This is a genomic window from Tamlana carrageenivorans, assembly GCF_002893765.1.
GTDB lineage: Bacteria > Bacteroidota > Bacteroidia > Flavobacteriales > Flavobacteriaceae > Pseudotamlana > Pseudotamlana carrageenivorans.
The window spans coordinates 3363223-3388517 of the sequence record NZ_CP025938.1 but is presented as its reverse complement, the minus strand read 5'-3'; the positions used below and the strand labels follow the sequence as shown (position 1 = coordinate 3388517).

The following is a 25295-nucleotide window of genomic DNA, read 5'->3' as shown; positions in this document are numbered from 1 at the left end:
TGACTAATGCATAAATTTATATTACCGGTATTTGCTTTTCTATTATTTTCAAACTTGGGGCACACCCAAAGAAAAATAAAAGGCAAAGAACTTACCGTTATAGGAACTATTCTCGATAAAGAAACCAAGCAACCCCTAGAATATGCTACGGTTTCCTTTTTAGTAAAGCTGAAAATAAAATCGTTGAAGGTGGTATTACCAATGAAAAAGGTGAATTTAGTATTCCCATTTCACAGGGAGTTTACGACATTTCTCTGGAGTACATGTCGTATAAAACCGTTAAGCTTTCTGGTAAAGAAATCTCTTCAGATTTAAACTTAGGTTCTATTTCATTAGAAATTAATTTAGAAGCTTTAGATGCTGTTGAAGTTATTGCCGAAACAACTACAGTTGATATTAAACTCGATAAGAAAATTTACAATATAGGAAAAGATCTTACTGCTGCTGGAGGAACCATTAGCGATGCTCTTAATAACGTTCCTTCTGTTTCTGTTGATGTTGAAGGCGCTATGAGCTTAAGAGGAAATGAAAATGTCCGCATTCTAATAAATGGAAAACCATCGGCCATGGCTGGTTTTGGTGACACTAATGTTTTAAGTCAGTTACCCGCCGAAGCTATTGAACGTGTTGAAGTTATCACATCCCCTTCAGCAAGATATGACGCCGAAGGAACTGCAGGAATTTTAAACATTATTTTACGACAAAAAGAAACTTTAGGCTTTAACGGCTCGGTAAACCTTACTGCTGGAAACCCTGATAACCTAGGTGCTTCAACAAATTTAAATTACAGAACCGATAAATTTAATCTTTTTTCAAATTTAGGGTATCGCTACTACGATGCCCCTAGAAACAGTATCAACAATACTTTTTATTTTGATAAAATTGATAACGGACAAATTATAGCGCCTGAATTTGAAAATATTAATGAAGATCAAAAAGTAACACGGTTAAACCGAAACTTCAACGCAAGCTTAGGTATGGAGTACTTTTTAACAAAAAAAACAGCGCTTACTGGAAGTGTATTTTATAGGTATGGTGAAGACGCCGACGAGTCTTTAAACCACAGTAAACGATACAATAATAATGTTTTAGAAGAACAAACACTTCGTAAAGAACAAGAAAATGAAGACGGGAACAGTTTTCAATTTGCTCTGAATTATGTAACTAAATTTAATGACGAAGGCCACGAATTAACAGCCGATTTTCAATATGAAAATCAAGATGAGAAACAATTTTCTAATATCAATGAAAATTATATTACCACCAATCAAATTAACCCAGAGCCTTTTCAGCAAGAAAAAATCAATCAAACTGAAAAAGAAAATGAATATTTAATTCAGGCTGATTATGTTCTACCTATAGGCGAATACACGCGTTTTGAAGCAGGTTTTAGAGGTAATTTCAAAAATGAAATAAAAGATTATACCCTAAGACAGGAAGACTTGAGTACTGGTGATTTTTTTGTAAATGATACGATCTCAAATATTTTTGATTACACTGAAAACATCGCAGCTGTCTATACACAATACGGAACAAAATTTGGTGACTTTTCCTTTTTACTTGGACTGCGATTAGAAAACACCCAATTAAAAGGACGTATCGATTCTCGATTAACTGATGAAGAATTAGAGGAAGCCTTCGGATTTCCTATTGATGTTGATTTTAACAATAATTATTTAGGGCTTTTCCCAACGGTAAACCTTATTTATAATTTAGCTGATGAGAATGAAGATGGTGAAGAAAGCATCACCATTGGTTATAACAGAAGAATTAATAGACCGCGAGGTTGGTACATTAACCCCTTCCCTACACGTTCCAGCCGTACCAATGTGTTTCAAGGAAATCCTAATTTAGCGCCTGCATTTGCTAGTGCTTTCGATATTGGTTATTTAAAACGTTGGGACAAATTAACCTTAACAACGTCCATTTATTATCAACACGAAACGGGTTCATTCGAGCGCGTACAGGAAAATACGAGTTATCAAACTTCCGATGGTATTGACATCATTAGAACAATACCTATAAACTTGTCATCAAACGATAGAGCTGGTGCCGAATTTGGTGTTTTATATAATCCCTATAAATGGTTACGCTTAAACTCTAGCTTTAATTACTTTCAATTTAAAAAAGAAGGAGCGTTTAACGGCGTGGACTATGGAAACAAAGATAATAGCTGGTTCGCTAGGTTTAGTAGCAAGGTTACACTTCCTGCAAAAATAGACTGGCAAACAAATATGTATTACAGAGGACCTAATTCTAACGCTCAAAGCACCTCTAAGGGTATATTTTCTATGGATTTAGCTTTTAGTAAAGAACTTAATGATAATGCCACATTATCTTTAAACGTTCGCGATGTTTTTAACTCAAGAAAACGTAAAACACTTACTGAAACTGAATTTTTTGAAAGAGAAACTGAATTTCAGTGGAGACAACGACAAATAAATGTGTCATTTCTTTACAGATTTAATCAACAAAAACAACGTCATGAAAAACGAGGTCGACAAGGTGATCAATTTGACGATTCCGATTTTGAAGGTTAGTACTAAACTGATTCAAAAAATACGAGCATAAAAAAAAGGAGATTAATAATTTAACCTCCTTTTTTATATAATAAACTTATGTTTTAAGCTTCTCGTTTTGCTTTCTTTTCTTCCTTCATTTCTTTTAGTTTTTCAATAATTGAACCACCAATCCAGTAAGGAACTATAAAAGTTAATAAAAAAATCATTAACCAAAAACCAATGGTTAATATGGTTAAAAATGCTAAAAAGCCTAAATATTGATCAAAATCAAACATAATGTATCGTGTCAGTTATAAAATCTGTCGCAAATATAATGTAAACACTGTAGTTATACAAAATCAAAATAAAATTTATTAACAGAGTTTTTAACGATTACAAAATGAGCCTAATTGGGTTTAGGTTTCCTTGTTAAATAGGGCTTTTTTTCCTAATATCTTTTAGGAAATAATCTTAGATTTGAAGCTGTATCAACCGAAGGTGCTATCACAATCCTCGCCTTATTATCTATTTGCTGGCGTTACCACTTTATGATAAACAGTTAATTGCAAAAAATCTATAACAAGTAATTATTCATCAAAATTTCTTCCTGTAAAGGCCGAATAAATAATGATCAACTCTTCTCTTTTATCACCGCCAATTACAAATACTAAACATACCTTTGAGCTACTATCTGCTTTTAAATGAATCATCTCATTCAACTTTGAAACCTTCCGTTCTCCATTTGCTGAAATTGGAAAATTAATGACAGCCTCTGTCAATTAAGTTGTAAAATTTAGAGCTTCCTCTCTAAATATAATTATTGCCATAATTTTGTTTATTTAATTAAGATTATTAAACACACTACCATAAGTAACTCATTTGATTTATATTACATAAATTATCTCATTTTAAACTGAAGAAAATCATCATATAATTATTAAAAAAGATAATCAAAATTTAGTGCCATCAAGTTCTTAAAAACTAGCAAAAACCTTAACTTTACCTCATTAATTAATACTATTAAAATGAGTTACAGAATCGAAAAAGATACTATGGGTGAGGTACAAGTACCTGCCGATAAACTTTGGGGCGCTCAAACTGAACGTTCTAGAAACAACTTTAAAATTGGACCAGCGGCTTCTATGCCTTTAGAAATTGTTTACGGATTTGCCTACTTAAAAAAAGCGGCTGCCCATACGAATTGTGAATTGGGTGTCATGGATGCTGAAAAACGTGATTTAATTTCTCAAGTTTGTGATGAAATTTTAGAGGGCAAACACGATGATCAATTTCCTTTGGTTATTTGGCAGACGGGTTCTGGAACTCAAAGCAATATGAATGTAAATGAAGTTATTGCTAATAGAGCACACCAATTGGCAGGAAAAGTTATTGGAGAAGGTGAAAAAACCATCCAGCCTAATGATGACGTAAACAAATCGCAATCTTCAAATGATACCTTTCCTACGGGCATGCACATTGCTGCTTATAAAAAGATTGTTGAAACAACCATTCCTGGTGTTAAAAAACTAAGAAATACCTTAAATGATAAATCTAAAGCCTTTAAAGATGTGGTGAAAATAGGTAGAACACACCTTATGGATGCTACACCAATTACTTTAGGTCAAGAAATCTCTGGTTATGTCGCTCAGCTAGATCATGGTTTAAGAGCTTTAGAAAACACATTACCTCACTTAAGTGAACTAGCACTTGGGGGAACAGCAGTTGGAACTGGCTTAAATACTCCTCAAGGTTATAGTGAATTAGTAGCCAAATATATTGCTGACTTTACAAACTTGCCTTTTGTTACAGCTCCTAATAAATTTGAGGCTTTAGCAGCACATGATGCGCTTGTAGAGACTCATGGTGCCTTAAAACAATTGGCTGTTTCATTAAACAAAATTGCTAATGATATTAGATTAATGGCTTCTGGGCCACGTTCAGGTATTGGTGAAATTATCATTCCTGCCAATGAACCAGGAAGCTCTATTATGCCGGGAAAAGTGAACCCTACACAATGTGAAGCTATGACTATGGTTTGTGCTCAAGTTATGGGTAATGATGTCGCTGTTTCTGTTGGTGGTTTACAAGGTCACTACGAGCTTAATGTTTTTAAACCAGTTATGGCTGCAAACGTATTACAATCGGCACAATTAATTGGTGATTCGTGTGTTAGTTTTGAAGAGAATTGCGCTATTGGTATTGAACCAAACCAAGAAGTTATTACTAAATTATTAAACAACTCCTTAATGCTTGTAACAGCGTTAAACCCTAAAATAGGATACTACAAAGCCGCTGAAATTGCAAATACAGCGCACAAAAATGGTACTACTCTAAAGGAAGAAGCTGTCAATTTAGGATATGTCTCTGCCGAAGATTATGATGCTTGGGTAAAACCAGAGAACATGGTTGGAAGTTTAAAATAAACCCTAACAAAATTTAAATAAAAAAGCAGTTCATAATAATGATCTGCTTTTTTTATGATTGGTTAGTTAGTTTGTCTTTAAATGAAAACCTTTAAAGAATCATTCAAATATAAAACTAACCAATTAACTTCCTGTTAACATTTGTTAATAATGTTAAAGAAAACATAAAATTTAACATTTTCTTACAAAATACTTACAACATATGGTAAGGAACTAATTCGACTTTAATTTTTTTCGAATTCTACTTAGCTGCACGGGGCTAATACTTAAATAACTTGCTATTTGATATTGAGGAATACTTTTTTCTATATCTGGCATTTCCTTTTGTAATTTTAGATATCTCGCTGTAGCATCCATAGAAATTAATTCTAATTGACGCTCTTCATATTTAATAAAAATGTGCTCTAAAACTTTATTATACAGCGCACTTATTCTTAAATCTCTATTACAAAGCTCTTTGAAGTCAGCAAAATTCAATTCGTAAACCTTACAGGCTGTTAAGGCCTCATATATCAATTTTGATGGGCTTTTTTGAACTAAAGCCGTTAACGATCCTACAAAACTAAAAGATGTAAAAAAGCTTTTCGTATATTCTTTACCCTCTTTAGAACTCAAATAGGCACGCATTGTTCCAGACTCCAATAGATAAATTTTAGTAGGAACCTCTCCATTTTTAGAAACTTGATCTCCTGCCTTTAAATCTCTAATTGTAGACAATTTTAATAATTGCTTATAACTCTCTTCGGAAACATCTAAGAAAGTATTTAAAAAAGCATGGTTTACATCCATGTATGCATCATTTAAAATTAGCATTAATTATTAATGGAGGGAAGTTATAGCAACATATTGCTATTAAGTTGGACTAAATATATGTAAAATTAAATAATATCAAATCCAGGTATAAAAAAACCTCAAACTTAGCATTTGAGGTTTTTAGCTACTTTGAGTGTTTATATTTTATTATTTCAAGGTGAATTCTGTTGTAGAAACTAAATCCTTTTGGTTGTAAACATTAACAATATAACGTCCTTTCTCAAAATTAGAATCGCCCTTGATATCAACAAATTCACATATATTTAAATTAGCATTTTCATAGTTAAACTTACTAATAATACTATAATTAAAAATTTTACCGGCAAATTCCACCTGTTCGTTAAGTCCTAATGTATTGTTTTTAGGGTCGATAACTTGAACGTATAACTCCTGATCGCCCGCCTGAACTAAGGCATTTTTAGCTACTGTAAAACACACGCGAATTTTATCTGCTCTTCTTGCGCGCTCGGTAGGAATAACTTTTCCTGAAGTTCTTTCTATAACCCCAGAGCCTTTTAAATCTATAGTATTTAGAATTGAAGCATTCTCTACAACTTCAGCCAAGGCATTATTTTGTACTAATAATGAATCGGTAAATACGGTACGTTCTTCTAAACGAACACGTGTGCTATCTAATGATGTTGCTAAGTATGAGTTTTCAATTCTAAGCGAATCGTTTTGAGCTAAAATAGCATCCATTTCCTTCTGAAGAGAAACATATTTCTGCTTGTATCTCCACAAACTTTTCACATTAGTTTCAGAAATTTTTAAAGAATCTATTAATCCTTGAATTCGACCTCTAGCTTCAATTAAGTTATTATTAGTGATTTCACTTTCGCTAATCGCCTCGTCATATTGTTTTGCCATGGCGTTTAAATCATTCATCACTAATTGTTTTTGTTCAGCCAATTCCTTTTTATCGTCATTAGACTGCTTATAAAGGTTCATGGTGTAAAATGCGGTGCCTAAAAATAAAACAATGGCGATACCTAAAGCAATTTTTAATCCAGAACTAGTTTTGTTATTTTCCATAATTTTGTTGATTTAATTTCATTAAAGTTAAACGTAATTTTTAAATTTTGTTTTTTGGGTTATAAAATTTTTATGATGTATTTTTAATATTCAAATTTCACTTATCATGGATAAACTGGTTTTATTTAACACCGCTACATGTAACAAGTTATTAAACAAACGTTTGGGTGAATCCAAGTTTGGTCAACATGTTAAAATGTTGCCACGCGTCACTAATATATACGAACAACTTTTAACTTTGGATGTTGATTTTGTTATCATAGGACTTCCTGAGGATATAGGTGTTTTTGCAAATTATGGTCAAATGGGCGCCTCAAAAACATGGGAATCTACCTTATCTGTACTGTTAAACATACAGAGTAATGTATATACTAAGGCCGAACGCGTTTTAATACTAGGGCATTTAGATTTTAGCTCAGAATTAGAAACACTAAATAAATTAAATGCATCTAAAAAGAAAGATATTACAAAGGCTAGAAATTTAGTCGAAAAAATAGATCAATATGTCTCTCACCTGGTTTATCAAATTGTTTTAGCAGGAAAAAAACCCATTATTATTGGTGGTGGACACAATAACGCATATGGCAACCTTAAAGGTGCTAGTTTGGCTTTGGGACGTCCTGTAAATGCGATTAATTTAGATGCGCATTCCGATTTTAGATCAGAAGAAGGCCGTCATAGCGGAAATGGTTTTAGTTACGCTTCCGCGGAAGGCTTTTTGAATCATTACTTTGTTTTTGGTTTACATGAAAACTATTCATCTAAAGGTATTTTAAAAACACTAAACGATTCCAAAAACATTAAGTATAATACTTTTGAAGCCTTAGAAATAAGAAATGAATTAAAGTTCCGAAAAGAATTAAAACGAGCAGCCTTATTTATTTGTGAAGCACCTTTTGGTATAGAAATCGATTGTGATGCTATTGAAAACATAGCCAGTAGTGCTATGACTCCAAGTGGATTTAGCGTGACCAAAACAAGACAATTTCTACATAATTTTGCAATAGAAGAAAATGCCGTATATCTTCATTTATGTGAAGCCGATACCACCAAAAAGAAAGGCGCACTGGTAGGAAAATTACTTACTTACCTCATTACCGATTTTATAAGAGCCGCTTCAAATTGAGGTATCATTTCATTACTTTAAAAATCTAATTATATTAAAAATTCAACCTTTTAATTAGTCTAAAAGTTTATGAATTTGAGCGTATTGCAATAAAACAATGGTTCTTGTGTCGTGAATATCACCCTGATTTAACATATCAATAGCCTCCGAAAAGGGAATTTCTAAAACCTCTATATCTTCATGTTCTTCTTCTAAACCTCCACCTGAACTCACTTTCATATCATCGGTATATTCACCGATAAAAAAATGCATTTTTTCAGTCATAACACCAGGTGAAGAATAAGCTTCAAACACTTTTTTAACCGCTTTCAGTCTATAACCGACCTCTTCTTCAGTTTCACGAATAACACATGCTTCTGGATTATCTTTATCCAACATACCAGCACATATTTCAACCAACATACCATCTGGATTTTCATTTAAATAGGTTGGCATTCTAAATTGTTTTGTTAAAATAACGGTCTTTTTTAATGTATTATAAAGAAGAATACCGGCACCATCACCACGATCGTAAACTTCTCGCATTTGATTCACCCATTTTCCACTAGACATTAAGTAATCAAAACTGAATTTTTTAAGAATGTAATAGTTGTCCGAAAGCAAGCTGCTTTCAATATTTTTAATTTTATGGTCTCTCATTTTTAATTAAAATCTTTCTAGTCTAAAACAAATTGACATAAAAAACGCCCACTTTACAGTGAGCGCTTTTTAAAACTATCTTACTAATTTTCTATATTTTATACGTTTAGGCATTAAGTCCCCTCCTAGTCTACTTTTCTTGTTTTCCTCATATTCTGAAAAAGAGCCTTCAAAGAAATACACTTGAGAATCGCCTTCAAAAGCTAAAATATGAGTACAAATTCTATCTAAGAACCATCTGTCGTGCGAAATCACTACGGCACATCCGGCAAAGTTTTCCAAACCTTCCTCTAAGGCTCTTAAGGTATTTACATCCAAATCGTTGGTTGGCTCATCCAATAATAAAACGTTTCCTTCTTCCTTTAAAGTCATGGCTAAATGCAGACGGTTACGTTCTCCACCAGATAGTAAACTTACTTTTTTATTTTGTTCACTTCCGGAAAAGTTAAAACGACTTAAATATGCTCTTGAATTCACTTGTTTTCCACCCATCATCACTAATTCTTGCTCGTCGCTAAAATTTTGCCAAATGGTTTTTTCTGGATCAATATTGGAGTGACTCTGATCTACGTATGCGATTTTAGCCGTTTCTCCAACGGTGAACTCTCCTTTATCAGGAGTTTCTTCCCCCATAATCATTCTAAAAATAGTGGTCTTACCTGCTCCATTCGGACCAATAATACCAACAATTCCAGCTTGAGGTAGGTTGAAATTTAAATTGTCGTATAATAATTTATCGCCATAACCCTTGGCTACACCCTTTGCTTCAATCACATTGGTTCCTAAACGTGGTCCATTTGGAATATAGATTTCAAGCTTTTCATCAAGTTGCTTTTGGTCTTGGCTTAATAATTTATCGTAATTCTTTAAACGTGCCTTTTGTTTCGTTTGACGTCCTTTAGCGCCTTGTTTCACCCATTCCAACTCGCGCTCTAATGTTTTCTGACGCTTAGAAGCCGCTTTACCTTCTTGAGCCATACGTTTAGATTTTTGATCTAACCAAGATGAATAGTTTCCTTTCCAAGGAATACCTTCTCCTCGATCCAATTCTAAAATCCACCCAGCCACATTATCTAGAAAGTATCTATCGTGCGTTACAGCAATCACAGTTCCTTTATACTGCGCTAAGTGATGTTCTAACCAATGCACAGATTCGGCATCCAAGTGGTTAGTAGGTTCATCTAAAAGTAAAACATCTGGTTCTTTTAAAAGTAAACGACATAAAGCAACACGTCGCTTTTCACCACCAGACAATACCCCTATTTTTTTATCGCCTTCTGGGGTTCTTAGAGCATCCATGGCAATTTCTAATTTGGTATCCAATTCCCAGGCATTTGCCGCGTCAATTTGATCTTGCAGCACCGCTTGGCGGGCCATAAGTTTCTCCATTTTATCTGGATCTGAATACACCTCTTCCAATCCGAAACTATCGTTAATCTTGTTGTATTCATCAAGAATTGCTACCGTTTCTGCAGCGCCTTCACGCACCACTTCCATGACTGTTTTATCATCATCTAATTTAGGTTCCTGCTCTAAGTAGCCTACCGAATAATCTTGAGAAAAAACCACATCACCTTGGTAATTTTTATCTACGCCAGCGATAATCTTTAAAAGAGTTGATTTTCCTGAACCATTAAGACCTAAAATCCCAATTTTAGCACCATAGAAAAAGCTTAAATATATGTTTTTAAGTACAGGTGTATTTGCACTTTGAAATGTCTTGGTCACCCCAGACATTGAAAAAATAATTTTTTTATCGTCACTCATAGTAAAAGTAATTTTCTGTATTAATATCGATTATACACGTCCTTTTAAAGCATTAAACACCCAAGCTACAGAAAAAAATCCAATGCCTACAGCCGCAAATCCCCAACCTGCTACGTCGTTATATCTAAAAGCACCAAGTGCAATTAATGCCAATCCTACAATTATCATAATCCATGTTGCCCACGCTAAAACCGTGTTTTTATTCATTGCCATAATTTAATTTCTTGTTAATACGTTTAGCTTCATTTAAAAATCACCAACCGTTATAGTTATAGTAATAGTTATCATTTAATAAAAACAAGGAAAACACCTAGCTGTGCTTTCCAGAAGTGAAGTAGCAAATATCGTATTTTTAACAGTAATTTTTAGTAAATATTATGAAGATTATCACTTCAACCAAGATTTTCTCATTTTAACCAGAAAAAAATGAGACTCCTTTTTCAAGAAATCTCATTTATATAGTTGCTATTAATTGTTATCCTAAATTAGACTATTCTAAATCTGTAATAGGCTCGTACCTTGGCACTAGGGTTTTCATTACAATCCATCCTATTAAGTATGCAAAGGCACAAATTGTAAAAATGATAAAATACCCAGCTTCTATACCTTTAAATCCTAAAAAGTTCAGATCATTGTTAGCTGAGAAGTCAAACAACATACCTGACCCTTTATTAATTAGTGTTGAACCTAAACCACCAGCTAGGCCACCAATACCCGTTACCGTTGCAATGGCGGATTTTGGGAACATATCACCAACCGTTGTGAAAATATTTGCAGACCAAGCTTGGTGTGCCGCACCTGCTATACCAATAATAATTACAGGAAACCAATACGTTACATGTCCTAAAGGCTGAGCTACAACAGCTAATAGCGGGAAAAATGCGAAAATTAACATGGATTTCATTCTGCCAGCATAGGGGTTCATCCCTTTTTTATCCACAAAATAGGTTGGTAACCAACCACCAATTATAGATAATAAGGTGATACCATATAATATAAATAAAGCGAATTGTGCTTCTGGATCTGAAGATTCCATGCCATATACTGAACTTAAATAAGCTGGAGTCCAGAATAAATAGAACCACCAAACCCCATCGGTCATAAATTTACCGAATGCAAAGGCCCAAGTTTGTTTGTATTTTGCTAATTGCTTAAAAGACACTTTATTTTTGGTAGCGCCATCATTTTCTTCAAGCTTAGCGTCTTCATTGTCTTGTGTAATATAAACTAACTCTTCTTTATTTACTTTAGGGTGAACTTCAGGTTTATGATACCCAAATTGCCACCATCCCATCCAAATGAAACCTAAAGCTCCAATAACGATAAAAGCTGATTCCCAGCCGAAGTATTTAGCTAATACAGGAATCACAAGCGGGGCAGCCAAGGCACCCACAGTTGCTCCAGCATTAAAAATACTTGTAGCATAAGCACGGTCTTTTTTAGGAAAGAACTCGGCAGTAGCTTTAATGGCTGCGGGGAAATTCCCTGCTTCACCAACGGCTAAAACCAAACGTGCAAATATAAATAATGTAACACTCACGTTAATCACTTTAGAAATATCTTCAACAGTACTGATATGATGACTAGCACTTTCAAATCCTACTAACCAATTACCTGTTAAAATTCCTGAACTAGCAATGCCACAAAAAGCGTGTAATACGGCTCCTAACGACCAAACACCAATAGCCCACATAAACCCTTTTTTAGTATCTAACCAATCTACTAACCGGCCTGCAAACAGAAGACTTATCGCATAAAAAAGTGAGAATAAAGCGGTAATTGTTCCATAATCATTGTCCGTCCAATGAAATTCGGGGGCAATAAAATCTTTCCAAGTTAGAGAAAGCACCTGTCTGTCCAAGTAATTTACTGTGGTAGCCATGAACAGCATTGCTACAATTGTCCATCTGTAATTGGACTTTTTCCCTGTAACATGAGTTGTTTTCATAAATAAATTAAATTTTTATCTTATTAAAATAGTTGTTTTACTCGGTAAATTTAGAGTTGTTTTGCGACAAAAACTAATAGTTTCATGAAAAATGTTATCGATTACATTAATTTGTAAAAAATAACTTTGATATTGTAACAACAAGATTATAGGCTAATTAACATTTATACAGTTATTTAGATCAAAAAATAAAATCCAGAAACTCAGACAAAAAATTTTAGGGTATTTTTTACATTTTTTTCTAAAACCACTCCCTTTGTGGTTATCAAATTAATAAAAGCATTCATTATTAGTTAAAATTATCCAATTTTTGGATCAAAAAATTCTCAGTTTTATAATTAGCTTTATTTAAATTGTTTTAGAAAAAAATTAAATATTATTTCCAGTTTACTTTGTGTCTTCATTTAAATGTAAGCTTAACAAAATGAATAAAGCTTTATTATCGTTAGCCATAGGAGGTTTTGGCATCGGTTTAACAGAATTTGTAATAATGGGGATTCTGCCAGAGGTAGCTACTGCTTTAGACATTAGCATTCCTAAAGCAGGACATTTTATTTCGGCGTATGCCCTTGGTGTTGTTATTGGCGCTCCTGTGCTTACAATATTAGGTAGCAAATGGCGTGCGAACAAAGCTCTACTTGCTCTAATGATCTGGTTTACGGTGCTTAACACACTTTCAACCTTTGCCAATGGCTACAACTCTTTATTAATTTTAAGGTTTCTTTCTGGTTTACCCCACGGTGCTTTTTATGGAATTGGCGCTGTTGTTGCTGGCAAATTATCTAAACCTGGAAAAGAAGCCCAAGGAATTGCCATCATGTTTAGCGGCTTAACATTTGCAAACCTTTTTGGCGTGCCTTTAGGCACATACCTTGGTAAGCACTTTAGTTGGCATGTCTCGTTTTATATGGTTGGCATAGTAGGCGTTCTAGCAGTTTTAAGCGTTCATTTTTGGATACCAATTTTAAAAAAATCTTCTGAAGTCACATTCTTAAAGGAATTAAAAATTTTTAAACGCTTAGAATTATGGCTTATCATTTTACTTACCACTATTGGTACCGGAGGATTCTTTGCGTGGTATAGTTATATTGCCCCATTAATTACTGAAGTTGCCGGTCATCCAGACAACATGGTATCGATAGCAATGATTTTAGCTGGTCTAGGCATGGTTATTGGGAATTTTCTTGGCGCGAAATTAGCAGAAAAATACTCCCCTATTCATGCTATCATTATCACATTAATTTTCATGGTTATATCTTTAATACTAAATACCTTTTTGGCTTCAGATAAAATATTTGTTTTAGTGATGACTTTTATTATTGGAGCGGTTACATTTTGTTTATCAACGCCAATTCAAGTGGCTATAATCAATGCTTCAAAAGGTTCTGAAACCTTGGGGTCGTCAATAAATCAAAGTGCATTTAATATTGGAAATGCTTCGGGAGCATATTTCGCAGGACTTCCCATTGCTATGGGATACGGTTACACCTCTGCAGATTGGGTTGGTGCAGTAATGGCAGGCATAGGCGTTTTTATAGCAGTTGGAATTATTTTCTTAAGGAAGAAACAAGTAAATCGCAAAAACTTAAATCTTGTCTGCGATTAATTAGCTGAAATGACTTCAAAAAACACATCACAAATTCATTATATTTTAATGCATTTGTGATGTATTGTATTTCAATCAGTTTATATATTTAAAACTGCATCGGTACTTCAATAAATAGTAACGACGTATCTTCTTTCGCTTCCGCGGAAAAAGATGCTGTTTCACTGATACCAATAGCATCTCTAGATTCAAGTACTACATCACTAAAAGCCACTTTACCATAAACCACCATGACATAAACGCCGTGTTGAAATCCTTTTAACTCGTAATTAAATATCACACCTGCATCCAAATCTATACGCGATATTTTAGCGTCTTGATGAATCTTCAATATGTTTTCGCTTTCATCATCCATAGAAGACACCAATAGTTGAAGTTTATTTTTCCTATCCGCTTCTTTGAATGCCTTTTGATCGTAACGTGGTTCAACTTGTTCCTGATTTGGCATAATCCAGATTTGGAACAATCCTAAATGTTCCTCTTCAGACCCATTAATTTCGGAATGCTGAATGCCAGTTCCTGCCGACATCACCTGCACTTCTCCAGGAAGCACAGATTCCCAAGAATTATGCATGGAATCTCTATGTTTTAATATCCCCTTTAAAGGAATGGTAATGATTTCCATGTTATCATGAGGATGTGTTCCAAAGCCCATTTTAGGTGCTATTACATCATCATTAAGTACACGAAGCGCCCCAAAATTACTTTTTTCAGGATTATAAAAGTTTGCAAAACTAAATGAATGATTGGCTTGTAACCAACCATGGTTTGCAAAACCACGACTATCTGCTTTATGAATAACTGTTTTCATCTTATTTATTCTTTCTATTTATCTTATTTTATCTAGTAAATCACTTAACTGTATAGCCTCTGCTTCGGTAAGATTTACCAGCAGGTCTTCTTTAAAATCCTTAGAAATTTCATCCAATAAGGACAGACCTTCATCGGTTATTTCAATATGAACTACCCGTCTATCCCCTGGGCACGGCAACCTATTTATTAATTTTTTAGTACATAATTTATCCATTAAACGCGTGGCATTAGGTGCACGCTCTAACATCCGTTCTTTAATAGCTTGTACACTAATAGGCTTTCGTGCGCCTCTTAAAATTCTTAAAATATTAAATTGCTGGGGTGAAATTCCAAAAGGTTTAAAAAATTCATTTTGATGGCTATTTATCCAATTTGCTGTATAAATTATATTAAGCAATGCTTTTACTTTAGCATTAGCGAATTTAGATTGAATATCCTTTGAAATATCTCCCATAATTATAATGCATTTTGAAAAGTTTCTACTTTTTTCTTTAAATCGGCATTAAAACCCATATCGGTTATTTGATTATCAGCAAAGTGTTCGCCAAAAAAAGGCAATGAAAAAGTCTCTACAATCTGGGCATTATGAAAAGGAAACCTTCCTGAAGCAATTTCCAAAACCGACTGTCCTCCTCTACCTCCTGGTGAAGTGGCTAAAAGCAACATGGGTTTACCGTAAAACGTTTTACTTTCAATACGTGTCATCCAATCGAATAAATTTTTAAACGCTGTGGAATAGGCTCCGTTATGTTCTGCAAGCGATAAAATAATACCATCTGTATGCTTAATTAATTTTAAAAAGTCATGAGCCCTATCTGGAATCCCTATTTCTGATTCTAAATCGACACCATAAAGCGGCAATTCAAAATCATTTAAATCTAAAATATTAACCTCTACGTTTTTCAATAAACTTGAAGCGTAAACAGCTAATTGCTTATTTATAGATGTTTTACTATTGCTTCCTGCGAATGCGATTATATTTTTCATATGTATTTTATTTATGATACAAAGCTAAGTAAAATTAATTTATATTCCAAGGAATATATTTCCATGTAAAATATGTGAAAAAATATGACAAATTAAGGATCACACAATTTCCTTGTAAACATTAAGCTAGAATAGCTATTTTTGTGCTTAGCTTAATAATCAAACACATTATGGATCTTAACTTCAATAAAAACGAAGATCACAATAAACTTTTACTCTCCGACCTTAACCAACGCTTAATAAAAGTTAGCCTTGGCGGCGGAAAAAAACGCATTGAAAAACTACATAGTCAAGGTAAAATGACGGCTAGAGAGCGTATTGACTATTTATTAGATGAAAAATCTAAAGCCATTGAAATTGCTGCCTTTGCAGGTGAAGACATGTACGAAGAGCACGGTGGATGCCCTTCTGGCGGCGTTGTGGTAAAAATAGGATACATAAAAGGCAAACAATGTGTTGTGGTTGCTAATGATGCGACTGTGAAAGCTGGTGCCTGGTTTCCTATTACAGGAAAAAAGAATCTTAGGGCACAAGAAATTGCCATAGAAAACAAATTGCCGATTATTTATTTAGTTGATTCTGCAGGCGTTTATCTCCCTTTGCAGGATGAGATATTCCCTGATAAAGAGCATTTCGGACGCATATTTAGAAACAATGCGATTATGAGTAGTATGGGTATTACCCAAATAGCTGCCATTATGGGAAGCTGTGTGGCTGGTGGTGCCTATTTACCTATTATGAGTGATGAATCTATAATTGTGGATAAAACGGGCAGTATTTTCCTTGCCGGAAGTTATTTAGTTAAAGCTGCGATTGGAGAATCCATCGACAATGAAACTTTAGGCGGCGCAACTACCCATTGTGAGATATCTGGAGTTACCGATTATAAGGCTAAAGATGACGAAGATGCTTTAAATACCATAAAAAATATTGTAGGTAAGATTGGTGATTATGATAAAGCTGGTTTTAATCGTATTGAAGCGAAAAATCCTTTAGAAAATCCAGAAGATTTATTTGGAATTATTCCAAAATCTAGAGCCGATCAATATGATATGTATGAGGTTATCAAGCGTTTAGTTGACAACTCCGAATACGATGAATATAAAGCGGGTTACGGACAAACCATAATTACCTGTTATGCTAGAATAGACGGCTGGGCAGTTGGTATCGTAGCTAATCAGCGAAAACTAGTTAAAACCAAAAAGGGTGAAATGCAATTTGGAGGTGTTATTTACAATGATAGCGCCGATAAAGCCACGCGTTTTATAGCAAACTGTAACCAAAAGAAAATTCCTTTAGTGTTTTTACAAGATGTTACTGGATTTATGGTTGGTAGTAAAAGTGAGCATAGTGGTATTATTAAAGATGGTGCTAAAATGGTAAATGCAGTAAGTAATTCGGTTGTGCCCAAATTTACCATTATCATCGGTAATAGCTATGGCGCAGGTAACTATGCCATGTGTGGAAAAGCCTACGACCCTCGATTAATAGCAGCTTGGCCCAGTGCAGAACTAGCAGTAATGAGTGGTAATTCGGCCGCAAAAGTATTATTACAAATAGAAAAAGCTTCTTTAGAAAAATCAGGAGAAAAGATAACGCCTGAAAAAGAAGCAGAATTATTCAATAAAATTAAAGACCGCTATGATAATCAGGTGTCGCCATACTATGCTGCAGCTAGAATTTGGACCGATGGAATTATTAATCCGTTAGATACTAGAACTTGGGTAAGTATGGGTATAGAAGCAGCAAACCACGCGCCTATTGAAAAAGCCTTTAATTTAGGTGTTCTGCAAGTTTAACAAAGGGTTTTATTTTTAAATTCAAGTAATATTTCGTATCTTATTAACTGATAATCAATAACTTCAGTCATGGATACTATAAAATCATTAAACAAATGGGCTAATACACACACGTATCTGCCTTTAGATATGGTTCGCGTTGGCTTGGGGGTATTTCTTTTTTTTAAAGGCATCAACTTTATGACGCATACCGAGTTGCTCATGGGGCTCTTTAAACCTATTGAGAACTTTGCAGGCGGCATGCTTGTATTGCATTATATTGCACCTGCTCATTTTATTGGTGGCGTGCTCATTGCCTTCGGACTCCTAACCCGTTGGGCCATTATCGCACAGCTCCCTATTTTAATAGGAGCCATACTTATTAATTTTGTTGGAGAAATGCATGTAAACAACCTAATTGTAGCTATTTCGGCACTATTAGTATGTAGCTTCTTTTTAGTTTACGGTTCGGGAAGACATTCAGCAGATTATTATTTTAAAATGCAGCAATAATTTGAGGGTAGCATTTTCCAAGAATAGATTTTTCAACCTTTACAGAACTTCATTCACATAAAAAATTCTATAATAATTCTATGTCTATATTTAATAGCTTAGAATTATTATAGAATCAAATAACTTTATTATTTAATTTCCGTACTAAACGGAAACAACAATTGTACACCTTTTTTATCGGTTAAAGCTTTAATTTCTTTTAAAAGCTTATAGTTTTCTGCACCTAATTCTTCTTCTAAAATGGTTTCTTTAGCTTTAACCAAACCAAATTTTCGAAGGATTTTATCCAGATCTTTTTCAAATACAGGAAATTCATTAATTCTATAACTATCAATATTAGCAGCTTCAGCAGCCCGTTTAAGAGCCAGATCTAAACCACCAAGTTCGTCTACCAACCCAATTTTAATGGCATCAGACCCAGTCCAAACCCTTCCTTGTGCTATTTCTTCTACTTGTTCTCTCGTTAAATTTCTTCCATCTGAAACACGTGTAGAAAACAAATCATAAATATCAATAATACCTTCCTTAATATAATGGCGTTGAGCATCACTTAAAGGTTCAAAAAAGCTATAAGTTACTGCATTGGCATTGGTAATCACTTGCTCGGCATTAATCCCCATGTTTTCAGCCAATTGTTTTCCATTAGGTAACATACCAAAAACGCCTATACTTCCTGTAATCGTAGTAGGCTCAGCTATAATTTTATGAGCATTCGAGGCAATGTAATAACCACCCGATGCGGCCAGATCACCCATAGAAACAATAACAGGTTTAACTTGTTTAGTCAGTTCAATTTCTCTCCAAATAAGTTCACTAGCCAGTGCCGATCCCCCTGGAGAGTTAATTCTTAACACAACAGCTTTTACTTTTTCATCTTCACGTGCTTTTTTAAGTGAAGCATTCATAGAACCTTGACCAATGGTATTTTCATCACCTTCACCATACATGATGTCTCCTTGAGCATAGATTACCGCTATTCTATCTTTTGCCGAATAATCTCTAATTTTAGACGACGCATAATTTGAGTAATCTAAAATTGAAACCATTTCAAGCGTTTTTTTTGCCTCTACCCCGATGGCTTGCTTCATCCCATGAACATATTCATCATGATAGGCTATTTTATCTACAAGTCCAGAAGCTTTTGCCAATTTAGGTGTTCTAGCTAACAAACTATCAGCAATACGATTAAGTTGATCTACAGGCACATTTCTGGTTACCGAAATGTCTTGTTTAATATCTTGCCAAAGCGCATTTAAATACACTGAGATTTGTTCCCTGTTGTTGTCACTCATTTCATTACTTAAAAATGGTTCTACAGCACTTTTATACTTCCCTAAACGTACTACTTCCATTTTAACCCCCGATTTCTCTTGAAAATCTTTAAAATACAAACGCTCGGAATACAAACCTTTAAACTCCATCATTCCTGCTGGGTTGATGTAGATGGTATCTGCCACAGAGCTTAAGTAATAATCTTTTTGAGAAAAAACATCGGCGTAAGCCACAATAAACTTCCCTGATTCTTTAAACTTTAACAAAGCGCCTCGCAAGGCTTTAACTTGAGTTATTCCGGCATCAACAAAATTGTTATCTATAGAAATTCCTTTAATATTATCGTCGGTAGCCGCATAATTTATCGCATCTATAATATTAAATAAACCATTTTTTTTAGCTTCATTTAAAAACGAATACTGTTTAAATTCAATCTTTCCGGCGTAATCCTTAATTGGAAAATCTAATTTTAAATTTAATACTGAATTTGGTTTGATTTTAACGGTATCACTAGAAGTAGATCCTGCAATAACACCAATAATTATTAATCCGATAACACATAACGTGCAAAATAATATAATGCCTGTTAATGTTGATAACACACGTTTAAAAAAGCTCATAAAAAATGTTTCCTAATTAGTATTAAAAAAAAGTGGTTCGTTACAAAATATTACGATTTAACCGAGTCTAAAGTTCTTTGGCGGTGAATTTTCCCCGAAGTGGTTTCTACAAACTTAGAAACATTAATAATTTCTTTTGGTTTTTCATATTTACCTAAACCTTCAAAAACTGCTGGTTCTAAATCATTTGAATCACTTTGAATCACCAATACAAGTTTTTCACCTAAAGTATCATCGGGCTTAGAGGTAATAAAAAAATCAGTATTTATTTTACTTTGAAGTTTACGTTCGATTTGCTCTGGATACAATTTAATACCTCCAGAATTCACCACGTTATCGTAACGTCCTAACCATTCAAAACTGTTTGTTGAATGTATTTTTACAATATCATTGGTTACAATTGTTTCATCTGAAATGGCTGGTGCATTAATGACCAAACAATCTCTTTCATCGGTTGAAATAGTGATATTGGGTAAGGTTTTAAAATATGATACTTTTTCAGATTTTTCTAAATGATTAAGTTTTCTCACAGCAATATGTGAAACGGTTTCTGTCATACCATAAGTTTCATAAACCACCGGTTTTTTATCTTGAATTAAATCGACAATATGTTTTGAAACCATGCCTCCACCTACTATTACTGCTTTAATACTTTCTAAATCTTTAGCAAAATTTTTAAGTTGCATTGGTGTAAAGGCGCAAAAATCATAATCCTTTTCATAATCAATTCTTGGAAAAGCAGAAGGTTGTACCATATCCAATTCCAAACCTAAAATGATTGCTCTTACTATGGTCATTTTACCAGCAATAAAGTTTGAAGGCAAACAATGTAGTACTTTATAACCTGGTTTTAAGTTAAAGAAATCGCCGGTAGCAATAGCTGAATTTACCATGGCTTGTTTCTTTATTTTTAATTTTTTAGGTTTACCTGTAGATCCCGATGTCTGTACTTCAACATAATCATAATCATCTAACCAGTCTAATAAAAAATTACCTAATTCTTGCTGAAACGGCAAGCCTTCCTTCACATAGCTATAAGCTACTTCCATTAAATCTTCATGTTTATAACTTACATTATCTAACTTAAACTTGTTGTGAACATTTCTATAATTCGGCATCATAACTATTCAAATTTATATTATTTTCAATTTTTGGTTCTATTAATTTCCCGGTCAGTTTACCTTTCCAATCGGTCCATTTATATTTTTTGGAAAATACGAAAAGTAACGCTGGATACACAATAAAAACAGGAACAAATATTTCCATAAATCCCATTTCTGTAGGGTCTGATAAATCTTTAAACAAAGAGTTGGTTTGAAAGGCTGTCCAATCTGCTGAAACTAAAAGTGCTGTAAATAAATTATTGGCCGCATGAAAGCCTAAGGCCAGTTCCAGTCCGTCGTCCATGAGCGTCATTATTCCCAAAAAAAAGCCCGTTCCTATGTAGTAAATCATAATAATATACCCCAATTGTTCTACCTCTGGATTTGCCAAATGCATTAATCCAAAGCCTACAGAGGTTATTAGTAAAGGCATCCATCGGTTTCTAAAAATCATTCCAAAACCTTGCATTAAATACCCTCTAAAAAAGTATTCTTCAAAACTCGTTTGTAATGGAATAAAAACTACCGCTATAGCACAAAGTATTAAGAATGGTTTTAGTTGAAAATTCCATCGAAACTCTTCTGGATATATAAAATAGTCCATAAAAATAAAACTTACTGAAACCATTCCCCAAAGCACAAATGTAAACCAGAAGCGCGACCAGTCTATTTTTTTTCTTACTGTGGTTAATTTTTTTATGGGGAGTTGATGTAAGTATTTCGAGCTTATAAAAACACCAATTAAACCAATAGAGAATGCAATAAGCATAACAAACAGAAATAGATTGCTACCTAGTAACAGCATAATATCCTGAGCGTTAGAAATCGCAGGATCACCACCATATCTTATTACTTTGTAGGCCACTGCAATACCTAAAGGAATCATACCGATAATTTGCCATGAACAAAATATAATAAACACACCAATAATATAGCGCCACCAGTCGTATAATCCTTTAAAAGCTTGTTCTATATACATTCCAATTTATAATTTAAGGTTCCAACTTAAGTCGCTATTATACACCAACGTACCACGATTTACCTGCAAAGGGCTCTCGAAATTATTGGTAAACAACCCACCAGTACCTAAACCTTGAGGCAAATTACTATGAAGTTTAAATGTAAATTGAGCTATGGCATTTAACCCTACATTACTCTCTAAAGCACTAGTAATCCACCAATTTATATTTTGCTTTTCAGCGGTAGCTATCCAATCTGTACTTCCTCCAAAACCACCAATTAAACTTGGTTTTAAAATGATGTACTGCGGTTTAATCGTTTGTAGCAATTCCTTTTTCTTTGTTACAGAAAACACACCTATTAATTCTTCATCTAAAGCAATAGGCAAGGGTGTTTTTTCACATAAATGGGCCATATCATCTAGCTGACCTTGTTTTATGGGTTGTTCAATGGAATGCAAATCTAATTCAGACAAAACTTTTAATTTTTCTAGGGCTTCTGAAGGTTGAAATGCACCGTTGGCATCTACGCGTAATTCGATATCATTTGATGAAAATTCTTTTCTTATAGATTTTAAAAGGTCGATTTCAGTTTCGAAGTTAATAGCACCAATTTTCATCTTTATACATGAAAATCCGGCTTCAATTTTTGATTTAATTTGGGCTTTCATGAAGCTTTCATCACCCATCCAAATCAATCCGTTAATAGGAATGCCCATTTTTCCTTGTGTAAACTTAGAAGGCAATAATTCAAATGGAGTTATGCTTTGTAAGGATTGAAAAGCCATTTCTAATCCAAATTGAATGGATGGAAAATTATAAAGTTTCTTTAATAGCGCCTCGAGACCTAGATGAATATGCTCACAAGTCCATTTTAAAACGTCTTCATAATTGGGGACATCATCAACACTTAAACCTCGAAATACACCACATTCTCCTATACCTTGTTTATTATTTTCTTGTAAAACAATAAACCATGTTTCCTTTTTTCGAAGTATACCTCGCGAAGTGCCACTGGCTTGCTTAAAATCTAGAATGTACTTATGATATTTTGCTAGCATTATGATTAATTAAATCTTCCAAATTGAAATCCAATTCCTAAAAACACTCGAAATTGGTTTAAATCATTTACCCAAGAAACGTCTAAATTAATAGGTCCAAATAGTGATCTGTATGAAAATGTAGAACCCGCGGAAATCAAGGCACTTGGATCGGTTGCTTCCGACCACGAACCTTTAGGTGATAAAGCAGTATCTGTAAAATCAGTAAAGCCTTTAAAACCTACAGAGCCTAAACTGACATGTGGTTTCACATAAACCTTATTAATCACATTATACTGAAGCCCTAAGCTTAAAGCCATAAATTGGGTTGCTGAAAGCTCATCTTCATTTAAACCATTAAAAGTAAACGTATTATACAATCCACGATTTAAATCACCGCCAATAAAAAACTTTCCTCCGTAGCCATACTCATCAAAACTAAGCTCATTAGATCTTTTAGATTGCTCAAAAGTAAAAGCGCCTTTTGCGTTAATTACCGCTGTTAAAGCAGGTTTAATTGGAATTCGCCGTTCATATCTAATGATGGCATTCGTATAACTATTTGTACTACCGTCAATTTTTTCTTGATAATTAGTATAAGCTTCGTCTACCTTATGCAACAGAGATTGCCCTAAGGACGCATGTAATAAAGTGCCTCTTTTACAATAAAACACTTCCTCGAAACTATTGTAATTAAAATGCACATCAACTAAAACATTATTAAATTTATAATAATCTATAATCAAGGTATCCGAACCTTTGCTTACAGGTATTTTCGGATCTAACTTTAACCTCTTAGATAAGCCTGAAAAACCAAAATAACTTTTATTAGGAATAATGTTGCGGTTAAATTCATATTCAAATTGAAACGTACTATTGTTGATACCATTTACCCCATAGCCATCAGAATATACCTTTTGTTTAAGTTTAAGCCATAACATTTCTGCGCGCCACCACCACATATGTTGCTCACCAAATATTTTTTGATGCTGAAGTAGAAGTTTAGGTTGCTCGGCAATATCCAATGTAAACAATGACCTAGAAGCATTTCCTAGTAAGTTTCTACCCGTATAGTTAAGTATTGCTCCTAAGCCTCTATAAGTATCGTAATGTAATGCTAATTTAACCTGATATTTTGAATTTTCAACGCCATTTATTTCTAGACCTAAAACACCATCTTTCACTTTAGGTACAACAACTATTTGATTAAACAGATTGGTTCCCATAGCTCTATCAATACCTGCTACAATTTCTTTTGGCGTATAATTGGTATTGCTTTCAAAATTTATTCGAGATTTTACTAGGTTTAAGCTTCCTTTACTTATTCCTTTATAAACAACAGTATCTAGCATAAATTCCTCAGGTACTTCAGGTACTTTTGGTTTTCTTTGCTCGAAAGTTTTTAACTTTTCTGCCAATTCCTTTAGCGCATCAGTTTGTTCGTTTGTAGCTATTTTACCTTCTTCGTAAATAAAACTACTTTTATTAAAATCACCTGTTGAATATGTCAAATTAGGTGTATGGTTAACTAACACATCACATAACTTTCTATTTTCGGGATTTTTCATGCTACTCACCAACATACTAGTTTGAAACAGAATAGTGGTTATACTATTTAATTGATCCTTAGGTTTTAATCCCCCTCCAACATCACTACCAATAATGATATCTGCCCCTAAGTTTTTGGCAATATCTGTTGGAAAATTGTTTAAAACACCTCCGTCAACCAGTAAGGTTTCTTCATATTCTACAGGCTTAAAAACAGAGGGAATGGACATACTGGCTCGCATAGCCGTTAATAAGGAACCTCCTTTTATTACGACTTCATTTCCATGAACAATATCGGTTGCTATGGCACGATATGGAATAGGTAATTTATCAAAATCATGTACCCCATAAACAGGGTAAGTTAAAAGCGCAAGAAGTTCACGAAGGTTTTGATCATTTAATAAACCTGTACTAATAGTTGGTTTTTTATTCTGCCAATTTAAGCCAACTAAATAATTATCAAATTCACTTTTTTCTTCGTTTCCAACTCTAGCTAAAGTAACTCTACCTCCTAAAAGGTTTGTCCAATCCAATTTATTCAATATTGTAGCAATATCATTACCTGAATAGCCCATGGAGTATAAACCTCCAACTACACTCCCCATACTAGTTCCCACAACTAAATCTGGAACAATACCTAAGGAATCTAATTTTTGTAAAACAGGAATATGAGCAACACCTTTAGCGCCTCCTCCACTTAAAACCAAAGCTACTTTAGGTTTTTTATCTTGTGCATTTGAAGGTAATTGAATAAAAACTAGTACAAATAAAAGGCAAATGAATTTTATTTTCCGACACATATGGGGC

General features: G+C 33.9%; 23 protein-coding genes. 7 read left to right on the top strand and 16 right to left on the bottom strand.

From position 1 onward, the window contains the following. Positions 1-6: 6 nt before the first annotated feature. Positions 7-315, top strand: coding sequence for a hypothetical protein (locus C1A40_RS18570; protein WP_241910432.1), 309 nt, complete (start codon positions 7-9; stop codon positions 313-315). Further along, on the top strand, positions 264-2540 hold the full coding sequence (locus C1A40_RS14880; RefSeq protein ID WP_241910431.1) for an outer membrane beta-barrel protein: 2277 nt from the start codon (positions 264-266) through the stop codon (positions 2538-2540). Before C1A40_RS18570 ends, C1A40_RS14880 begins: the two co-directional genes overlap by 52 nt. A gap of 83 nt (positions 2541-2623) precedes the next feature. On the opposite strand, the gene C1A40_RS18345 is transcribed toward C1A40_RS14880, so the two are convergent. After that, positions 2624-2797: a hypothetical protein gene (locus C1A40_RS18345; RefSeq protein WP_169815721.1), complete on the bottom strand. Its 174-nt coding sequence runs from the start codon at positions 2795-2797 to the stop codon at positions 2624-2626. Between the two features lie 291 nt (positions 2798-3088). Beyond that, entirely contained in the window at positions 3089-3280 is a 192-nt protein-coding gene (locus tag C1A40_RS14875) for a thioredoxin domain-containing protein (RefSeq protein WP_102996583.1), read from the bottom strand. Between the two features lie 246 nt (positions 3281-3526). Between C1A40_RS14875 and fumC the strand changes: the two genes are divergently transcribed. Further along, positions 3527-4924 carry a class II fumarate hydratase gene (gene fumC / locus C1A40_RS14870; RefSeq protein ID WP_102996582.1) on the top strand — a complete coding sequence of 466 codons (1398 nt, stop codon included), beginning with the start codon at positions 3527-3529 and terminating at the stop codon, positions 4922-4924. Between the two features lie 213 nt (positions 4925-5137). Here fumC and C1A40_RS14865 read toward each other — a convergent pair whose 3' ends face one another. Further along, on the bottom strand, positions 5138-5737 hold the full coding sequence (locus tag C1A40_RS14865; RefSeq protein WP_102996581.1) for a Crp/Fnr family transcriptional regulator: 600 nt from the start codon (positions 5735-5737) through the stop codon (positions 5138-5140). A gap of 147 nt (positions 5738-5884) precedes the next feature. Continuing rightward, positions 5885-6769, bottom strand: coding sequence for a chromosome partitioning protein ParA (locus tag C1A40_RS14860; protein WP_102996580.1), 885 nt, complete (start codon positions 6767-6769; stop codon positions 5885-5887). Positions 6770-6875: 106 nt separating this feature from the next. Here C1A40_RS14860 and C1A40_RS14855 point away from each other — a divergent pair, with 106 nt between their 5' ends. Next, positions 6876-7895 (top strand): formimidoylglutamase, encoded by a 1020-nt coding sequence (locus tag C1A40_RS14855; RefSeq protein WP_102996579.1) that lies wholly within the window; start codon positions 6876-6878, stop codon positions 7893-7895. 54 nt (positions 7896-7949) lie between these two features. On the opposite strand, the gene C1A40_RS14850 is transcribed toward C1A40_RS14855, so the two are convergent. From C1A40_RS14850 to C1A40_RS14835, 4 genes are all read right to left on the bottom strand, one after another. Continuing rightward, entirely contained in the window at positions 7950-8534 is a 585-nt protein-coding gene (locus C1A40_RS14850; RefSeq protein WP_102996578.1) for an NUDIX domain-containing protein, read from the bottom strand. Positions 8535-8609: 75 nt separating this feature from the next. After that, positions 8610-10301 carry an energy-dependent translational throttle protein EttA gene (gene ettA, locus C1A40_RS14845; RefSeq protein ID WP_102996577.1) on the bottom strand — a complete coding sequence of 564 codons (1692 nt, stop codon included), beginning with the start codon at positions 10299-10301 and terminating at the stop codon, positions 8610-8612. Between the two features lie 30 nt (positions 10302-10331). Continuing rightward, positions 10332-10514, bottom strand: coding sequence for a CAL67264 family membrane protein (locus C1A40_RS14840; protein WP_102996576.1), 183 nt, complete (start codon positions 10512-10514; stop codon positions 10332-10334). Positions 10515-10791: 277 nt separating this feature from the next. After that, positions 10792-12249, bottom strand: coding sequence for an MFS transporter (locus C1A40_RS14835; protein WP_102996575.1), 1458 nt, complete (start codon positions 12247-12249; stop codon positions 10792-10794). A gap of 424 nt (positions 12250-12673) precedes the next feature. Between C1A40_RS14835 and C1A40_RS14830 the strand changes: the two genes are divergently transcribed. Continuing rightward, positions 12674-13855, top strand: a complete 1182-nt coding sequence (locus C1A40_RS14830) for an MFS transporter (protein ID WP_102996574.1) — start codon at positions 12674-12676, stop codon at positions 13853-13855. A gap of 88 nt (positions 13856-13943) precedes the next feature. Here the strand turns inward: C1A40_RS14830 and C1A40_RS14825 are convergent, their stop codons facing one another. Genes C1A40_RS14825 through C1A40_RS14815 form a run of 3 tightly spaced genes read right to left on the bottom strand, consistent with a single transcriptional unit; the run spans position 13944 to position 15655 of the window. Then, positions 13944-14666, bottom strand: coding sequence for a pirin family protein (locus C1A40_RS14825; protein WP_102996573.1), 723 nt, complete (start codon positions 14664-14666; stop codon positions 13944-13946). Between the two features lie 18 nt (positions 14667-14684). Next, positions 14685-15122: a MarR family winged helix-turn-helix transcriptional regulator gene (locus C1A40_RS14820; protein ID WP_102996572.1), complete on the bottom strand. Its 438-nt coding sequence runs from the start codon at positions 15120-15122 to the stop codon at positions 14685-14687. A 2-nt stretch (positions 15123-15124) separates the two neighbouring features. Then, positions 15125-15655 (bottom strand): NADPH-dependent FMN reductase, encoded by a 531-nt coding sequence (locus C1A40_RS14815; protein ID WP_102996571.1) that lies wholly within the window; start codon positions 15653-15655, stop codon positions 15125-15127. A 170-nt stretch (positions 15656-15825) separates the two neighbouring features. Between C1A40_RS14815 and C1A40_RS14810 the strand changes: the two genes are divergently transcribed. Then, entirely contained in the window at positions 15826-17454 is a 1629-nt protein-coding gene (locus C1A40_RS14810) for an acyl-CoA carboxylase subunit beta (RefSeq protein ID WP_102996570.1), read from the top strand. A 69-nt stretch (positions 17455-17523) separates the two neighbouring features. Beyond that, the gene (locus C1A40_RS14805) at positions 17524-17946 is read left to right on the top strand and encodes a DoxX family protein (protein ID WP_102996569.1); all 423 of its coding nucleotides are present in this window, start codon (positions 17524-17526) and stop codon (positions 17944-17946) included. A 128-nt stretch (positions 17947-18074) separates the two neighbouring features. Here C1A40_RS14805 and sppA read toward each other — a convergent pair whose 3' ends face one another. The 5 genes from sppA to C1A40_RS14780 are packed head-to-tail and all read right to left on the bottom strand — an operon-like array spanning position 18075 to position 25288. Beyond that, positions 18075-19838, bottom strand: a complete 1764-nt coding sequence (gene sppA / locus C1A40_RS14800; RefSeq protein ID WP_102996568.1) for a signal peptide peptidase SppA — start codon at positions 19836-19838, stop codon at positions 18075-18077. Positions 19839-19888: 50 nt separating this feature from the next. Continuing rightward, positions 19889-20959 (bottom strand): AMP-binding protein, encoded by a 1071-nt coding sequence (locus tag C1A40_RS14795; RefSeq protein WP_102996567.1) that lies wholly within the window; start codon positions 20957-20959, stop codon positions 19889-19891. Further along, positions 20943-21920 (bottom strand): CPBP family intramembrane glutamic endopeptidase, encoded by a 978-nt coding sequence (locus C1A40_RS14790; RefSeq protein ID WP_102996566.1) that lies wholly within the window; start codon positions 21918-21920, stop codon positions 20943-20945. The genes C1A40_RS14795 and C1A40_RS14790 overlap by 17 nt, the downstream gene beginning before the upstream one ends. 6 nt (positions 21921-21926) lie before the next feature. Then, complete coding sequence (locus C1A40_RS14785; protein ID WP_199287717.1) at positions 21927-22961, bottom strand: o-succinylbenzoate synthase; 1035 nt, start codon at positions 22959-22961, stop codon at positions 21927-21929. Between the two features lie 5 nt (positions 22962-22966). Continuing rightward, the gene (locus tag C1A40_RS14780; RefSeq protein ID WP_102996564.1) at positions 22967-25288 is read right to left on the bottom strand and encodes a patatin-like phospholipase family protein; all 2322 of its coding nucleotides are present in this window, start codon (positions 25286-25288) and stop codon (positions 22967-22969) included. Between the last annotated feature and the right edge of the window lie 7 nt (positions 25289-25295).

Coding starts and splice junctions, on each gene's coding strand:
- C1A40_RS14850 (WP_102996578.1), bottom strand. CDS start 8,534: ATGAGAGACCATAAAATTAAAAATATTGAAAGCAGCTTGCTTTCGGAC.
- C1A40_RS14865 (WP_102996581.1), bottom strand. CDS start 5,737: ATGCTAATTTTAAATGATGCATACATGGATGTAAACCATGCTTTTTTA.
- C1A40_RS14810 (WP_102996570.1), top strand. CDS start 15,826: ATGGATCTTAACTTCAATAAAAACGAAGATCACAATAAACTTTTACTC.
- C1A40_RS14830 (WP_102996574.1), top strand. CDS start 12,674: ATGAATAAAGCTTTATTATCGTTAGCCATAGGAGGTTTTGGCATCGGT.
- C1A40_RS14790 (WP_102996566.1), bottom strand. CDS start 21,920: ATGTATATAGAACAAGCTTTTAAAGGATTATACGACTGGTGGCGCTAT.
- fumC (WP_102996582.1), top strand. CDS start 3,527: ATGAGTTACAGAATCGAAAAAGATACTATGGGTGAGGTACAAGTACCT.
- C1A40_RS14815 (WP_102996571.1), bottom strand. CDS start 15,655: ATGAAAAATATAATCGCATTCGCAGGAAGCAATAGTAAAACATCTATA.
- C1A40_RS14825 (WP_102996573.1), bottom strand. CDS start 14,666: ATGAAAACAGTTATTCATAAAGCAGATAGTCGTGGTTTTGCAAACCAT.
- sppA (WP_102996568.1), bottom strand. CDS start 19,838: ATGAGCTTTTTTAAACGTGTGTTATCAACATTAACAGGCATTATATTA.
- C1A40_RS14855 (WP_102996579.1), top strand. CDS start 6,876: ATGGATAAACTGGTTTTATTTAACACCGCTACATGTAACAAGTTATTA.
- C1A40_RS14780 (WP_102996564.1), bottom strand. CDS start 25,288: ATGTGTCGGAAAATAAAATTCATTTGCCTTTTATTTGTACTAGTTTTT.
- C1A40_RS18570 (WP_241910432.1), top strand. CDS start 7: ATGCATAAATTTATATTACCGGTATTTGCTTTTCTATTATTTTCAAAC.
- C1A40_RS14860 (WP_102996580.1), bottom strand. CDS start 6,769: ATGGAAAATAACAAAACTAGTTCTGGATTAAAAATTGCTTTAGGTATC.
- C1A40_RS14840 (WP_102996576.1), bottom strand. CDS start 10,514: ATGGCAATGAATAAAAACACGGTTTTAGCGTGGGCAACATGGATTATG.
- C1A40_RS18345 (WP_169815721.1), bottom strand. CDS start 2,797: ATGTTTGATTTTGATCAATATTTAGGCTTTTTAGCATTTTTAACCATA.
- C1A40_RS14835 (WP_102996575.1), bottom strand. CDS start 12,249: ATGAAAACAACTCATGTTACAGGGAAAAAGTCCAATTACAGATGGACA.
- C1A40_RS14795 (WP_102996567.1), bottom strand. CDS start 20,959: ATGATGCCGAATTATAGAAATGTTCACAACAAGTTTAAGTTAGATAAT.
- C1A40_RS14880 (WP_241910431.1), top strand. CDS start 264: ATGTCGTATAAAACCGTTAAGCTTTCTGGTAAAGAAATCTCTTCAGAT.
- C1A40_RS14805 (WP_102996569.1), top strand. CDS start 17,524: ATGGATACTATAAAATCATTAAACAAATGGGCTAATACACACACGTAT.
- ettA (WP_102996577.1), bottom strand. CDS start 10,301: ATGAGTGACGATAAAAAAATTATTTTTTCAATGTCTGGGGTGACCAAG.
- C1A40_RS14785 (WP_199287717.1), bottom strand. CDS start 22,961: ATGCTAGCAAAATATCATAAGTACATTCTAGATTTTAAGCAAGCCAGT.
- C1A40_RS14820 (WP_102996572.1), bottom strand. CDS start 15,122: ATGGGAGATATTTCAAAGGATATTCAATCTAAATTCGCTAATGCTAAA.